Annotated in this window: 13 protein-coding genes and 1 pseudogene; 13 read left to right on the forward strand and 1 reads right to left on the reverse strand. The window is 43.3% G+C overall.

What is annotated here, in order from left to right; all coding sequences use genetic code 11:
* The first annotated feature begins 10 nt into the window (after window positions 1-10).
* Genes DWW86_RS07170 through DWW86_RS07195 form a run of 6 tightly spaced genes read left to right on the forward strand, consistent with a single transcriptional unit; the run spans window position 11 to window position 6,016 of the window.
* Window positions 11-2,305 (forward strand): pyridine nucleotide-disulfide oxidoreductase/dicluster-binding protein, encoded by a 2,295-nt coding sequence (locus DWW86_RS07170; RefSeq protein WP_117942686.1) that lies wholly within the window; start codon window positions 11-13, stop codon window positions 2,303-2,305.
* Entirely contained in the window at window positions 2,305-2,526 is a 222-nt protein-coding gene (locus DWW86_RS07175) for a DVU_1557 family redox protein (RefSeq protein ID WP_117942687.1), read from the forward strand. Before DWW86_RS07170 ends, DWW86_RS07175 begins: the two co-directional genes overlap by 1 nt.
* Window positions 2,527-3,060 (forward strand): class I SAM-dependent methyltransferase, encoded by a 534-nt coding sequence (locus DWW86_RS07180; RefSeq protein WP_072521797.1) that lies wholly within the window; start codon window positions 2,527-2,529, stop codon window positions 3,058-3,060.
* Window positions 3,061-3,063: 3 nt separating this feature from the next.
* Window positions 3,064-3,498 (forward strand): DVU_1555 family C-GCAxxG-C-C protein, encoded by a 435-nt coding sequence (locus tag DWW86_RS07185; protein WP_072521796.1) that lies wholly within the window; start codon window positions 3,064-3,066, stop codon window positions 3,496-3,498.
* A complete protein-coding gene (gene trsS / locus DWW86_RS07190; RefSeq protein WP_117942688.1) occupies window positions 3,495-4,820 on the forward strand; it encodes a radical SAM (seleno)protein TrsS in 1,326 nt (441 codons plus the stop codon). The genes DWW86_RS07185 and trsS overlap by 4 nt, the downstream gene beginning before the upstream one ends.
* Window positions 4,817-6,016, forward strand: coding sequence for a DVU_1553 family AMP-dependent CoA ligase (locus DWW86_RS07195; protein ID WP_235816051.1), 1,200 nt, complete (start codon window positions 4,817-4,819; stop codon window positions 6,014-6,016). Before trsS ends, DWW86_RS07195 begins: the two co-directional genes overlap by 4 nt.
* Window positions 6,017-6,049: 33 nt before the next feature.
* On the opposite strand, the gene DWW86_RS07200 is transcribed toward DWW86_RS07195, so the two are convergent.
* Window positions 6,050-6,781 carry a DUF5714 domain-containing protein gene (locus tag DWW86_RS07200; protein WP_015542421.1) on the reverse strand — a complete coding sequence of 244 codons (732 nt, stop codon included), beginning with the start codon at window positions 6,779-6,781 and terminating at the stop codon, window positions 6,050-6,052.
* 333 nt (window positions 6,782-7,114) lie between these two features.
* On the opposite strand from DWW86_RS07200, the gene DWW86_RS07205 reads away from it, so the two are divergent.
* The 7 genes and pseudogenes from DWW86_RS07205 (at window position 7,115) to DWW86_RS16965 (ending at window position 15,393) form a co-directional block, all read left to right on the forward strand.
* Window positions 7,115-9,736 (forward strand): cation-translocating P-type ATPase, encoded by a 2,622-nt coding sequence (locus DWW86_RS07205; RefSeq protein WP_117942689.1) that lies wholly within the window; start codon window positions 7,115-7,117, stop codon window positions 9,734-9,736.
* Entirely contained in the window at window positions 9,736-10,950 is a 1,215-nt protein-coding gene (locus DWW86_RS07210) for an AI-2E family transporter (RefSeq protein ID WP_286187669.1), read from the forward strand. Before DWW86_RS07205 ends, DWW86_RS07210 begins: the two co-directional genes overlap by 1 nt.
* Window positions 10,951-11,009: 59 nt before the next feature.
* Window positions 11,010-11,423 carry an EamA family transporter gene (locus tag DWW86_RS07215; protein ID WP_005427490.1) on the forward strand — a complete coding sequence of 138 codons (414 nt, stop codon included), beginning with the start codon at window positions 11,010-11,012 and terminating at the stop codon, window positions 11,421-11,423.
* Between the two features lie 37 nt (window positions 11,424-11,460).
* On the forward strand, window positions 11,461-13,434 hold the full coding sequence (locus tag DWW86_RS07220) for a bifunctional metallophosphatase/5'-nucleotidase (RefSeq protein WP_117942690.1): 1,974 nt from the start codon (window positions 11,461-11,463) through the stop codon (window positions 13,432-13,434).
* Between the two features lie 213 nt (window positions 13,435-13,647).
* Window positions 13,648-14,094, forward strand: coding sequence for a hypothetical protein (locus DWW86_RS07225; protein ID WP_286187670.1), 447 nt, complete (start codon window positions 13,648-13,650; stop codon window positions 14,092-14,094).
* Window positions 14,095-14,370: 276 nt separating this feature from the next.
* Window positions 14,371-15,234: pseudogene (locus DWW86_RS17320) on the forward strand (ISL3 family transposase).
* A 12-nt stretch (window positions 15,235-15,246) separates the two neighbouring features.
* Window positions 15,247-15,393, forward strand: a complete 147-nt coding sequence (locus tag DWW86_RS16965) for a mobility-associated LCxxNW protein (protein WP_143143540.1) — start codon at window positions 15,247-15,249, stop codon at window positions 15,391-15,393.
* Window positions 15,394-15,537: the final 144 nt, after the last annotated feature.

Here is a 15,537-nt window from a genome sequence, read left to right on the forward strand (position 1 = left end):
GTATCGGGTTATGACATATATACAGGAGAGAGGTTCCACTCATGTTTATCACGTAAATCGAATGTCAAAGGAAGAGATGGATCATATGATCAGCCTCTGTGTTCATGAACAGCCGGCGTACTGTGTTGCAGCCTGTCCTTTCAAAGCAGATACAAAAGAAATGCTGTTTTATGCTGCAAAAGGAAATTTTAAGAAAGCTCTGGGGATCTATGAGAAGATCACACCATTTCCCATGATCCTCTGTAGCGGCTGTACTGCACCCTGTGAGGAGAAATGCAGGCTTTGTGAGCTGGGTGATGGCATATCCATACGTGAAGTAGAGCGTGCCATTGTCCGATATGGGGAACCTGGAAAACGGAGCAGTGTATTTCGTATCAGAAAGAAGAAAAAGGCAGCAATCTTTGGTTCTGGATTATTTCCACTGTTTCTTGCAGGGGAACTGGAAAAGAAAATGTATCCTACGACAATTTATTGTAAGGAAGAAGATTATGAAAGCTATATTGCAGCGGCAGCCGGACATCTTTTGGAATCAGACCGCAGCAATGAAGCGAAACGTCTGAAATCTATGGATCTTTCTTTTGAATTTGGATGCAGTCTGAATCTTCCGTTTATCAGAGAAAAAATGGAACTGGCAGATGTGGTCTGCGCATCAGAAGAAGTGGCAAAAATGTTAGCTCCGGAAGAAGCAGCAGATGTCGGGATTATGTTAAGAGAACAGGCAAAGATTGTCAGCGGACCTGCGGAATCTGTGATGGATGCGGCTTTTGCCGCAAAGCGGGCAGCTCTGACAGTAGATCTTCTGGTACAGAATTTATCGCCGCACAGCAACAGAGGCAGTGAAGGAGCAGTGACGACAAAGCTTTACACGAACATGGAAGGAATCCATGTATCGAATAAGATTTTCTGTGGTCAGGATGGATATTCAAAAGAAGAAGCTGTAGAAGAAGCAAAACGATGTATTCAGTGTCATTGTGACGAATGCATGAAAGGCTGTGTGTATTTAAGTGAATATCAAAAACATCCTGGTCTATTAGCCCGTGAGATTTATAATAATACGCAGATTATCATGGGAGATCATCCGATGAACAAACCGATGAATGCCTGTGCCCTCTGTGGACAGTGTACGGTGATCTGTCCGAATGGATTTGATATGAGTCAGGTGTGCAAGTCAGCAAGAGAAAATATGGTATCCACAGATAAGATGCCGCTGGCGCCACATGAATTTGCACTGATGGACATGTTATTTTCAAATTCGGAGGCTTTTTTAAGCAGACCCCAGCCGGGATATGAAACTTGCAGATATGTATTTTTCCCGGGCTGTCAGGCAGGTGCGATAGCGCCGGATGTGGTTATGCAGGCATACGAAGATTTAAGTAATCGGGTAGCTGGAGGCGTTGCTCTGATGCTGGGATGCTGTGGTGCAATCAGCGAATGGGCGGGTCGCTATGAAATGACAGAAAAAGTAAATGAGCAGCTGAAACAGGAACTGGCCAGGCTTGGTGATCCGATCATCATTGCAGGCTGTCCAAGCTGCATGAAGCAGCTAAAAGAAAGTATTGGAGCACATGTTATAGGAATCTGGGAAATTTTGAGAGAAATCGGACTTCCACAGCAGGCGAAAGGACTGGAGATACCGGTTGCCATACATGATGCCTGTGGTGCCAGAGGGGATGCACAGACACAGGATATGATACGACAACTTTTGTCGGATATGGGATGTATCGTTGAAGATACAGAATATTCCAGAGATTTGTCTCCATGTTGTGGATATGGAGGTCTGACGGCATATGCCAATAAAGATATGGCAGCGAAAATGACAGAAAAGTGTCTGGAACGTTCCGATGCACCATATATTACATACTGCATGGCATGCAGAGACCGATTTGCCAGAGAGGGAAGAGAATCCCGACATATACTTGAACTTCTGTATGGGGCAAATGCCAGCAACATGCCTGATATCAGTGAGAAACGCTACAACAGGCTCATATTGAAACAGACACTTTTAAAAAACATCTGGAATGAGGAACCGATCATGGAGAAAAAAGACTATACTGTTGCCTATACAGAGGAGGCAATCCATATGATGGATGAGCGCATGATACTGAAAAGTGATGTGGAACGTGTGTTATCAGATTACAGAGAAAATCAGGAAGCAATCCTGGATGAAGAAACAAAAGAACTGGTGACAAGAAGCAGACTGGGAAATGTCACATTCTGGGTGCGGTTTGTGGAAACAGAAGACGGATATCTGGTACACAGAGCATACAGTCATCGAATGAATATTATGAAAAGGGTGGGACAGTAATGGCAGTAGAAAGAACATATTATACGATTGATCCGGAAGGAAAGCTGACCTGCATGAAATGTAAGATTCCTCTTGTAAAAGGAAAAGCAAAATTTATGTATCTGGAAAATGGGTTTCCTGTGGAAATGCCTGTCTGTCCAAAGTGTGGGTTTGTGTATGTTCCGGAAGAACTCGCACTTGGAAAAGTGCTCGCGGTGGAGCGTGCACTGGAGGATAAATAGATGAACAGGCATCCGGGAGGGGAAGCGCAGACGCTTCATCTTCTGGAGAACATAGAATGGAAAAAAGAAATGAAAGCACTGGATCTTGGAGCAGGAGAAGGAGACACGGTACGAATCCTGAAATCATTTGGGATGGATGCACATGGTGTGGATCTTTTCCCACGGGGCAGTGATGTGGAAACAGGAGATTTTCTGCATTTGCAGTATCCATCAGACAGTATAGATCTTTGCATCAGCCAGTGTGCATTTTTTGTCAGCAGAGATCAGAAAAATGCACTATCTGAATGTTGGCGCGTTTTAAAAAAGGGAGGTTTTCTTTTATTATCAGATCTGGATACCGGAAATCTTTTGGAAATGGCAGAACAGACAGGGTTTACCATTCTCCGACAGGAGGATCAGACGTTACTTTGGCTGGAATATTATCTGGAAGCAATCTGGAATGATTCGTTCCGCTGCGAAGAGTATAAGCTTCTGCAGAAAGAATATAAAGGAAAGAAGCTGCGCTATACCATGTTGGTTGGCAGAAAGGAGTAACATATGGATCTCTATGAAAGAATCATAGAACTTAGCAGTATGGGGTATCATTGTTCTCAGATGATTATGATTTTGACACTGGAAACGATAGGGGAAGAGAATCCACAGCTTGTAAAGGCTTTGGGAGGTCTTGGCGGCGGCATCGGTTACTGTGGAGATACCTGTGGCTGCCTGACAGGAGGAGCCTGTGCGATAGGTTTGTTCCTTGGCAATCTGGCTCCGCAGGAGAAAGAAGATATACAGATGAAACCGGCTGTGCAGGAATTATATCAGTGGTTCCATAAGAAGACCGAAGAAGAGTTTGGTGCTTTTTATTGTAAGGATATTACTTCCAATCTGGATTGGGGAATTGTCATGGAGCGCTGTCCTGCGCTGATTGGAGAGACTTATACGAAAGTGATAGAAATACTGACAGAACGGGGAATATTGGAACTATGATTACGCTGGGTAAAACAAAAAGTGTATGTCCGATATGTATGAAAGTACTTACGGCTAAAAAATGTATCGGTGAAGATGGCATTTATCTGGTGAAAGAATGTGATATCCACGGAAAGTTTCAGACACTGATCTGGGAAGGAACGGCAGCAGAGTATCTTTCCTGGGGGAGAGAAAACCTGTCTGCGGAAACTCCTGTAAATCCCAAAATCAAAGAGAAATCTTGCCCGGATAATTGTGGACTCTGTGAGGAGCACGAACGAAAAGGCTGTTGTATGATACTGGAAGTGACAAAGCGCTGCAATATGCACTGCCCGGTCTGCTTTGCTTCGGCAGGGGAATGTCTGGAAAACGGTGATCTTTCAATTGACGAAATAGAAAAGCAATATGATTTTCTGATGGATCATGGGGGACCATTCAATATACAGCTCTCAGGAGGAGAACCAACCATGCGGGAGGATCTTCCGGAGATCATACATATGGGAAGAGAAAAGGGGTTCACATTTTTTCAATTGAATACCAATGGAATCCGTCTTGCGCAGGAAGCAGGATACGCCAGAAAATTAAAAAAAGCAGGACTGAATACGGTATTTCTTCAATTTGACGGTGTCACAGATGACGTGTATCAGACATTGCGCGGACGTTCTATGATGGAACTGAAAGAAAAGGCTGTGTTAAACTGTTCGGAAGCGGAACTGGGAATTGCCCTGGTACCTGTCATTGCTCCAGGAGTAAATGACATGCAGGTTGGAGATATCCTGAAGTTTGCGATGGATCATATGCCATTTGTAAGAGGAGTACATTTCCAGCCGATCAGCTATTTTGGCAGATGTTCTCAGCAACGTCCACAAGCTCCGATTACCATACCAAAGATGTTGAAGCAGATTGAGGAACAGACAGACGGGCTTATGAAAAGTGATGATTTTGCTGGTGGTGGAGCAGAGAACCCATACTGTTCTTTTCATGCAAGTTATCTGAAAAAAGGTGAGAGGGAACTGAAACTTCTGGAAAAGAAATCAGGCAGAGGATGTTGTTGTACTACCAGCGATGATTCCAGGCAGTATGTGGAAAATCAGTGGAGCTATAGCACAAAAAAATTTGATGATGGAGAAATGACACAGACAGATGCGCTGGATGAATTCCTGATCCGGGTTCATAATGAAACCTTTGCGGTATCAGGGATGATTTTTCAGGATGCATGGAATCTGGATCTTGAACGTCTGAAAAGATGTTATATCTGCGAGGTGGATTCTGATTATGGAATGGTGCCGTTTTGTGCATATAATCTGACGAATTCGAAAGGAATATATTTATACAGAAAGTGAAACGATCAAATATAGATGCAATGATCTGTAAGCAGGAAGGCATTACAGAGATTACAAGAGATGAAATACACAGAATGCAGCTGGAGAAATTAAATATTGTACTGAAGAAAGAAAAAGAACGAGAGGGTTTTTATCGAGATTTGCCGGAAAGACTGGAGAGCCTGACAGATCTGAGAAGCCTTCCTTTTACAACAGAAACAGATCTGGCACGAGATGGAGGCAGGATGCTGATTTGCTCCCAGGGGGAAGTACAGAAAGTGATATCAGAACAGACAAGCGGAACTACCGGTGCCGGTAAACGTGTATTCTATACAGAGGGAGACTGTGAACACACCATAGAACTTTTTATGGCAGGTCTGGGTGAATTTATTTATCCTGGTAGTATAACGATGGTGGCTATGCCATTTTCAGGTCCTTTTGGATTGGGAGAACTGATCGCGGAGGCAATCAGACGTCTGGGAGCAAAACCTCTTTCAACCGGAACAGGAAGAACTTATGGCGAACTAAACAGGATTCTGGAAGAGGAGCAGCCGGATACGTATGTGGGAATGCCGACTGCATTGCTTTCCATGCTTAGAATGTGCGGAAAAGGCAGTATAAAAAGAGCACTGGTATCCGGAGATGCCTGTCCGCAAGCTGTCATGAAAGCAATCGAAGAAATTCTGCAAACACGACTTTGGCCACACTATGGTTCCAGAGAGATGGGGCTTGGAGGTGCCATTTGCTGCACGGCGCATGATGGCATGCATATGCGAGAAAACCATTGTATTACAGAGATTATAGATGAGAACGGAAATGTGCTGCCGGACGGTGAGTGGGGAGAACTGGTAATCACAACCATTGGAATGGAAGCACAGCCGTTGATTCGATATCGAACCGGTGACTGGACAAGGATCATTCCGGGAAGATGCCTCTGTGGAAGTGAAATAAAACGCCTGGACTTTGTAAAGCGGATGGATCCATTGGGAAGTATCAGAGAGATGGATGAATTGCTGTTTGAGATTCCGGAACTGGTAGATTATTGTGTGAAAATTGTAGATGGAAAAAAGGAAATTACAGCGCTTTTTACATCGGACAATGGAGAAGAACGAATCAGGAGTGTTTTGGAAGAGAAGGATATTCGTTCATGGAACTGCAGAAAAGTAAAGTGGGAAGATCTGGCACTGTATCCTGGCAAACGAGTTACAAGGCAGTGATTTCGTGGTATCATGGAATCACTGCCTTGTCTGTTATTCAGAATAGTATGGACAATCTTCCTGGATGCATTCGCGATTATCTTTGCAGTATTTACACGTTATAGAAGACAACGGAATGTTTACAGAACAAAACTGACTGTAAAAATGAACAGCTTCTTCAATGGCAATTCTGCTGGTTCGTTTGCAGCAGCGAGGTCCACCAACATCTGCCAGTCTAGATAAAATAATGGAAACAAGTTTTTGAGGAAACGGCCATGCATCTTTGTGAAGTGGACTGGATCCAGTCATAACGGACATGAAAATACCGGCTCCGGCAGCAGCTCCGCAGACACCCCAGTAACCACAGGTACCGCCCGGAACCTGCTTTGCTCTTTTACAGATCTCAGATAATGCAGCATCGTAATCCATATGTTCTCCATTATTGCGAAACGCTGTCAGAAGAACGCATGGGACAATTGCATGATGCTCCGGTCCATGCATATGTACAGATGGAAGATCCATAATTTTTTCCAGAAGAAGCAAAGCATCTTTTTCTGTACTGTCCCTGAGTGTCGTGATTACCGGAGCATATGTGCCATAGCTATGACAGGCATCACAGATAAAGTGACCATTTTCACAGACCGCATTGGTTAATTGTTCTTTATGGCAGATGCTGCACGTCTGAATAGAGCTTTCAGCACGATACGTAATAGGAGCACCACAAATCAGACATCCGGAAAAATATTCTGCTTCACCACAACAACAGGAATTATTCGTATGATCCATTTGATTCACCTCCGAAGAATTTATTTTAATAGTGTTAACGATGTAATAAGTATAACATAGAATGAAAAAGTAATGATATAGCATCTTGACAATCATGTTACTTTGGGTATATGATTTGATCCAATAAAGGGGAGTAACCTGCGCTTAACAATTTGCGTTTGTGATGTCGTCAGTACGGTGGAAGCATCCGGTATCATAAGGAAATGGTGAGACTTTTATTGCATTTTTATTATGCAATGAAGGTCTCCTTTTTTTATATTTTTTTATCAAAGAGGTCTTTCATTGAATAAGAAATCCAGGTAGTAAATACTTAGAAACAAGGAGGCGAAAGTGATGAAGGAAATTTATCAGCAGACGGTAGAAGAGGTTCTTGAAAGGGTGAATGGGAAGAAATCTGGGCTTACGAGTGAACAGGTGAAAAGATCCAGAGAAAAATGTGGGTGGAATGAACTTACAGAAGGAAAGAAGAAAGGCATCCTGCAGATTTTCTTTGAACAGTATAAGGATTTTCTGGTGCTGATCCTGATCGCATCGGCAGTGATATCCGGTATGCTTGGAGATGTGGAAAGTGCAGCAGTTATCGTGATCGTTATTACGATCAATGCGATTTTGGGAACCGTGCAGACCGTAAAGGCTGAGCAGTCTCTGCAGAGTTTAAAGAAGCTTGCCGGTCCGGAGGCAAAAGTATTGCGAGATGGTGTGGCGGTACAGCTTCCGGCAAGAGAACTGGTTGTAGGAGATGTGATCCTTCTTGAAGCAGGTGATATGATCCCTGCGGATGGAAGATTGATTGAAAATGCAAGTCTTAAGGTCGATGAAAGTGCTCTTACCGGAGAAAGTCTTGCGGTTGAAAAGAGTATGGATATTATTTTGGAGGAAGCACCGCTTGGTGATCGGACAAATATGCTGTTTTCCGGAAGCTTTGTCACATATGGGCGTGGCAGAGCGGTTGTAACGAATGTAGGAATGCAGACAGAGGTTGGAAAGATTGCGGGACTTCTGAAATCGACTTCGGAAAAACAGACGCCACTTCAGGCGAATCTGGATGATTTTGGAAAGAAGCTTTCCATTCTGATCCTGATATTTTGCGGAATTCTGTTTGCGATCAGTGTATTCCGCGGTGAGAAGATCAGCAGTGCATTTATGTTTGCAGTAGCACTTGCAGTCGCAGCGATTCCGGAAGCTTTAAGCTCCATCGTGACGATCGTCCTTTCTTTCGGAACACAGAAGATGGCAAAGGAGCACGCGATCATTCGTAAGCTCCAGGCTGTGGAAGGTCTTGGAAGCGTTTCTGTTATCTGCTCGGATAAGACCGGAACACTCACACAGAACAAAATGACAGTAGAAGATTATTATATTGATGGAAAAAGAATCACAGCAGATGCAATTGATGTAGCAGATCCGGCGCAGAGATGTCTTTTGGACTACAGCATTTTATGTAATGATTCAACAAATGAAAATGGAGTGGAGATCGGAGATCCGACGGAAACGGCATTGATCAATCTGGGCAGCCGGTACGGAATCGAGGCTGCAGGTGTAAGAAAGCTTTATCAAAGAGAAGGAGAGCTTCCCTTTGACAGTGACCGTAAGATGATGTCAACACTTCACAGAATTGATGGTGAGAACCGGATGATCGTAAAAGGTGCGGTTGACCGGCTTCTGGAGCTGACAGACAGAATCTGGACAAAGGACGGAGTTCGGGAAATCACAGAAGCAGATAAAGAAAAGATCCAGCGCCAGAATCAGGAATTTTCAATGGAAGGGTTACGGGTACTGGCATTTACCTATCGTGAAATTCCGGAGAAGCATGTATTGACGACAGAAGATGAGAACCATCTGGTATTTCTTGGTCTGATCGCTATGATGGATCCGCCGAGGGAAGAATCAAAGGCTGCAGTTGCAGAATGTATAAAAGCGGGGATCCGGCCGGTCATGATCACTGGAGATCATAAGATCACAGCAGCTGCAATTGCAAAGAGAATCGGAATTTTACACGATCTGTCGGAGGCCTGCGAGGGCGCTGATATTGAAAATATGAGTGATGAGCAGCTGAAGGAGTTTGTCCCGAATATTTCTGTGTATGCAAGAGTGTCACCGGAGCACAAGATCCGTATTGTCCGTGCATGGCAGGAGAAGGGGATGATCGTGGCAATGACCGGAGACGGTGTGAATGATGCTCCGGCATTGAAGCAGGCAGATATTGGTGTTGCAATGGGAGTGACCGGAACAGAGGTCGCAAAGGATGCTGCAGCAATGGTGCTTACAGATGATAATTTTGCAACAATTGTAAAAGCAGTGGAAAATGGACGAAATTTATATCAGAATATCAAGTATGCGATCCAGTTTCTTCTGTCAGGAAACTTTGGTGCGATCCTGGCAGTTCTTTGTGCATCCCTGGCAGGACTTCCGGTTCCCTTTGCACCGGTACATCTGCTGTTTATCAATCTTTTGACAGACAGCCTTCCGGCGATCGCATTAGGCGTGGAGCCGCACAGCAGTGAGGTGATGAATGAGAAACCAAGATCAGCAGACGAGTCAATACTGACAAAGGATTTTCTTGGTAAAATCGGTCTGGAAGGCCTGGTAATCGGTATGATGACGATGATAGGATTTTTGACAGGATATAACCAGAATGGTGCACTGCTTGGCAGTACTTATGCCTTCGGAACACTTTGTCTGGCACGTTTGTTCCATGGATTCAACTGCAAATCGGATCATCCGGTTATCTTTACAAAACGTTTCTTTAATAATAAATGGCTTCAGGGAGCATTTGCACTTGGGGCAGTACTCATTACCGTTGTACTGACGGTTCCGGGATTTCATCTCCTGTTTAAAGTAGAGACGCTGGATCTGATGCAGCTTGGCTGTGTATATCTGTATGCGTTTGCAAGTCTTCCAATCATTCAGCTGCTTAAATGGATACGTATGAAATTAAGAAAAAGAGGAGAAAGATAGTGGATTTAAGCAAAATTGCTATAAAAAAAATCAGGGAGCTTATTGTGTTTACAGCATTTCTTGTGGTTGTCCTGTGGAAATTTGATGTGGTGCTCGATGTGCTGAAAGCAATATGGGGGATCCTGTTTCCCTTTGTACTTGGCGGAGCAATCGCATTTGTGACCAACGTGCCAATGAGCTTTTTGGAAAAGAAAATTTTCGGAAGAGTAAAAAAAGAAAATAAGATAGTCGTAAAACTGGCAAGACCGATAAGTCTGCTCCTTACAATCATATTGGCGGTTGGTGTAATCGTACTGGTGATGTTCGGGGTGATTCCGCAGCTTACGCGGACAATGGGAACCCTGATGATGAGTATTGCAGATTTTATTCCGCAGATGCAAAGCTGGATCCGTGAATTCTCTCATAATAACCAGGAAATCATGAAGCTGGTAGATCAGGTACAGTTTAATCCGGACCAGGCAATCAAGTGGGGGATAAGTCTTCTTGGAAATGGTGCAGGAAATATGATGAATACCACAATGTCGGCAGTTGGTTCCATAGTCAGTGGATTAGCGACCTTTTTTATTGCTTTTTCGTTTGCCTGCTATGTTCTTTTTCAGAAAGAAAAACTGCATGTGCAGATCCGAAAAGTAGTTTTTGCCTTTCTTCCAAAGAAAAAGGCAGATGCTTTTCTTAAAATTTGTTCTCTGACTTATCGGACATTTGCGAATTTTCTTGCAGGTCAGTGTCTGGAAGCTGTGATCCTCGGATGCATGTTTGTGGTGATACTGAGTATTTTGGGGATGCCATATGCACTTTTGATCGGAGTTTTGATTGCGTTTACTGCATTGATTCCGGTTTTCGGGGCCTTTATCGGATGTGCAGTGGGAAGTTTTTTGATCTTTATGGTAAATCCGAAACAGGCAATTTTATTTATTATAGTATTTCTGGTGCTGCAGCAGATCGAGGGAAATCTGATCTATCCTCATGTTGTGGGTGAATCTGTAGGGCTCCCGTCAATCTGGGTTCTTGCAGCAGTTACGATCGGTGGAAACCTTATGGGAATTGTGGGTATGCTTGTTTTTATTCCGCTGCTTTCCGTGTTCTATACTATTTTTCGGGAATTCGTATATCTGCGCCTGAAAAAAAAGCATATTAAACAGGTGACAAAGACAGAAATAGAGGAATATACGGTGGAGGAAATTGTAAATAGTGACATACCAGAAGGGAAATGATATGATGGACTTGTATTGGGATAGTTAAGAAAAAACTTATATTTAAGGGGGGAGTTACTATGTGGTTTGTGTTTGCCTTGCTGTCTGCTGTATTTGCGGCGCTGACCTCCATACTGGCCAAGGTAGGTATTACCGGTGTTAATTCGAATCTTGCAACAGCGATTCGAACGATGGTGGTGCTTGTCATGGCATGGGGAATGGTTTTCCTCACAAATACACAAGGTGGAATCACTGCGATCAGTAAAAAAAGCTGGCTGTTTCTGATACTTTCAGGTTTGGCAACAGGTGCCTCATGGTTATGTTATTATCGTGCTCTGCAGATAGGAGATGCATCTAGGGTTGTGCCGATAGACAAGTTGAGCGTTGTGATCACGCTGGTACTGGCATTTATTTTTTTACACGAGAAATTTACAGCAAAATCGCTGATCGGATGTATTTTGATTGGTATGGGGACATTATTGATGGTTTTGTAAAAAGGCATAAGAAAACTATACACAAAAGGAGAGGGCTATGAAAACACGAAAGAAAATTTCAGCAAGGCTTCTGGTAATCATGCTTGTTGCCACATTACTGCTTCCCTTTACATGGAATGTTCCGGTGGAGGCAGCCGAGACAAAACAGATCGATGTTTTGTTCAGCCATGATACACATTCTCATTTGAACAGCTTTTCAACCATCGTAGATGGAGAACAAAAAGAGGTTGGTGGATTTGCAAGGATCAAAACCCTGATTGATGAAAAGAAGCAGGAAAATCCGGACACCCTGGTGCTGGATGGCGGTGATTTTTCCATGGGAACCCTGATCCAGACCGTATACGATACGGAGGCGGCAGAGCTTCGAATGCTGGGATATCTGGGGTATGATGTGACGACTTTGGGGAATCATGAATATGATTATCGTTCAAAGGGACTGGCAAATATGCTGGAGGCTGCGAAGGATTCCGGTGAGACAGTGCCGGCACTGGTGGTGTGCAATGTGGACTGGGGCAGCATGGAGCAGGATGGACTAAACGATGGTCAGAAGCAGATCCGGTCGGCATTTGAAGCCTACGGCGTGAAGGACTATGTGGTAATTCAAAAGGGAGATGTAAAGACTGCAGTAGTCGGTGTGTTCGGTAAGGATGCCCTGGAATGTGCACCGACCTGTGAATTAAAGTTCAAGGATCCGGTTGAGGCCGTAAAACAGACGGTAGAAGAGATCAGAAAAAATGAAAAAGTGGATATGATCGTCTGTGTGTCCCATGGAGGAACCTGGGAGGATGAGAACAAATCGGAGGATGAGATCCTTGCAAAAGAGGTGCCGGATATCGATCTGATCATCAGCGGACATACACACTCAGAGCTGAAAGAGGCAATTCAGCATGGGAACACATATATCGTATCCTGCGGTGAATACGGAAGAAATCTGGGATCACTTTCCATGACACAGAAACAGGACGGACGGTGGGAGCTGACATCCTATGAGCTGATCCCTGTTTCTGAGGAGGTAAAACCGGACCGGGCGACACAGGAACAGATCGATGCCCTGATGGATACGGTGGATAAGAATTATCTTGCCGATTTTGGCTATACAAGAGAAGAGGTTCTTGCTGAAAATGATGTTGAATTCAACAGTCTGGAAGAAATGGGTACGATGCACGAAGAGTTGAATCTTGGTGATATCATATCCGATGCATACATATATGCAGTGGAGAATTCCGAGTATTATGATGGTGATCCGGTTGATGTAGCCGTTGTTCCAAGCGGAACCGTGCGGGATACATACACAAAGGGCGATATCACAGTAGAGGATGTTTTTAATTCCTTTTCACTGGGGATCGGAAAGGACGGTGTTGCCGGATATCCGCTGATCAGTGCATACCTGACCGGAAAGGAGCTGAAGCTGGCAGCGGAGGTGGACGCTTCTGTATCGGATTTTATGACAACGGCAAGGTTATATTGCAGTGGATTGAATTTTGCATACAATCCACATCGGATGATCCTGAATAAGGTGACAGATTGTTATCTCACCAGGGCAGACGGAGAGCGGATCGAGATCCAGGATGACAAGCTGTATCATGTTGTGACAGATCTGTATACCGGCCAGATGCTTGGTTCTGTGATGAAAATGTCCTATGGACTGCTGTCTCTTGAACCGAAGGACAGGGATGGGAATCCCATTGAAAATCTGGAAGATCAGGCGATCATGGAGGGTGACAGGGAATTAAAGGCCTGGGATGCGATCGCAAGATATATGCAGTCCTTTGAGGATACAGACGGCGACGGAATTGCCAATGTGCCGGAATATTATGAGACGACACATGGACGTAAGGTTGTGGAGGACAGCAGAAATATCATTGATCTGGTGAAGCAGCCGAATAAGTTTTCGGCAATGATCGCAGGTATTTGTCTGATCTTTATAGTGATCATTGTGCTTGTGGTATTTCTGATCCGAAGGATGATCCGCAGGAGCAAAGTCAGAAAAGGAAAGAAAAATTCAAAATAAATATACGGCTGAGAAGAAAGCTGTCGCTTTAGCGGTTAATAGAGGATAATCAAAGTTCTTGAGGGTTTGCCAAACTTGTTGAGGGTCTTTTATGAGGGGCAAACTTGAGGGGCGAAAATGAGGGTCTGGCGGAAGCCAGACCCCTTTAATGTAAGAACGTTATTATTCGACGGGATATGGGATACCGTGATCGTTAAGTAATGCCTGTAGTAATTGAATGTATTCATTTTTTCGTTCAATTTCAATCCAGTTTCTGTTAAAGCGGCTGATCAGAAAATAGCACAACTCAACAGTGAGCTGAGCACACAGAAAATCATTCAAAAGCACTGTGATTCTTACCATCTCTGCCGTAAAGTGATTGAAGATTGCAAATCTGCTAAAGATCCAAAAGCTTACCGCACCAAGCATCAGGCAGAATACCATCTCCACGATTCACTAAAAAAAGAGCTTCAGAATCTCGGTGTTACCAAAATCCCAAGCTCTGATAAAATCAAAAAACGAATTGAAAATCTTGAATCTGAACAGACTGCTTCTGTCCGGGAAAAGCAGGGGTTACAGGAAAAGCAAAAGCTGTTAAATACCATTCAGCAAAATTTTAATGTACTGCTCGATGCTCCAGAAATGCAACCTCCTCTGTCAGAAAAAGAAAACACTCTATAAAATGAAGAGGTATCATCTTGAGGTACCTCTTCCAGTTTCATTTTACGCTGCCAGTATATCCCTTTTTACAAATAATTTTATGCATTTGGGGATAGGATATCCTGCCAAGGCCATTTTTCTTGCTTCTTCTATTTCCTGTTCTTTTTGTTTTACTGCCAGCTGATGTTGCCGTTCTCGGGCAATTTCCATGGTTTCAGGAATTTGCTCTTCTGAAATGGAAAGATATTTCTGGATTGTTTTAGGTGATGAATGTAATAATAACGCTATCCAATTGATCTGCTCCGCAGTCGACGTACGAATGTCACAGAACCCTACTTTGCCGCCCTTCCAATGGAAGAGCGAGCTGCTGTAAAATATCTCATTTCCGACATGTACAACCAATATATTACGTACGTGGATAAGTATTTTCCCAACGCAGTCCCTGTTGTAGACTCTTTCCACGTCATTCAGTGGATCATCCGAAAAGTTGATAATTACATCCGGCTGCTTCTTAAAAAGTACCGCCAACGAGATAGAGAACTCCAAGAAAAACTCTCTCAACAGCAGAAAAAAACCGTGTCATTTCCTGTTTCTGATGAAGTGTACATTCTGCAAAAATACCGCTGGCTGATCCTGTCAAATCAATCAAATATTCTCTATCATTCTGATCTTCGTATGGATCCTCATTTTCATGTGCTGATGAATACATACGATTATGAAAGCTGGCTGTTTCGGATTGCTCCAAATCTAAAGGACTATCGCAATCTTAAGTAACTCTATATCCAATTCAACGCCCGAAATGCTGGAAACCCTGTTTCTGCACGCAAAGAACTCACAGAATTAATCCAGGTCTACATGAAATCCGGTCATGAAATCTTTCGGGAATTTGCTTCTCTTTTGGAAAAATACCAGGATCCTATCATTAATTCTTTTATCATGGTAGAAAAAATCGGAAACGGAAAAATATATGACACCCGTTTATCAAATGGTCCCATTGAATCATTAAACAGAAAAATCAAAGATTTAAAACGCTTAGGGCGTGGTTTCCGCAATTTTAAGCACTTTAGGAACAGATTTCTTTATGCAACAAGGGCTCTGCCTGTCTTAAACGGCGTTTCTGATTATAACCCTGTATCTTATCTTGAAAACGACGAATTTTAGGAGGAAAATTTCATGGAAAACTATTGCGCATTCAGTAAAAATCATAAATGCCTCAACTGGACTGATTATGAACTCACAAGATATGAACTAGAAGAAGCCGGCTCTTTATGCCAGGCAAAGAAAATGAGTGTTACACCAAAATCAAATGAAATGGTGTAAAAATGGTGTAAAATCAAGAAAATCGAGTGCGAAAGTAAGTGAGAATCCCCTGTGAAGTCCATAAAATCAAGGCTTCACAAATTCTTGGTTGAATGAAAAAGTAACTTCCACCATATATTGGCACAGGTAAAATAAGACCTTTTT

The sequence above is a fragment of the Ruminococcus sp. AF17-22AC genome (assembly GCF_003460065.1).
Taxonomy (GTDB): domain Bacteria; phylum Bacillota; class Clostridia; order Lachnospirales; family Lachnospiraceae; genus Blautia_A.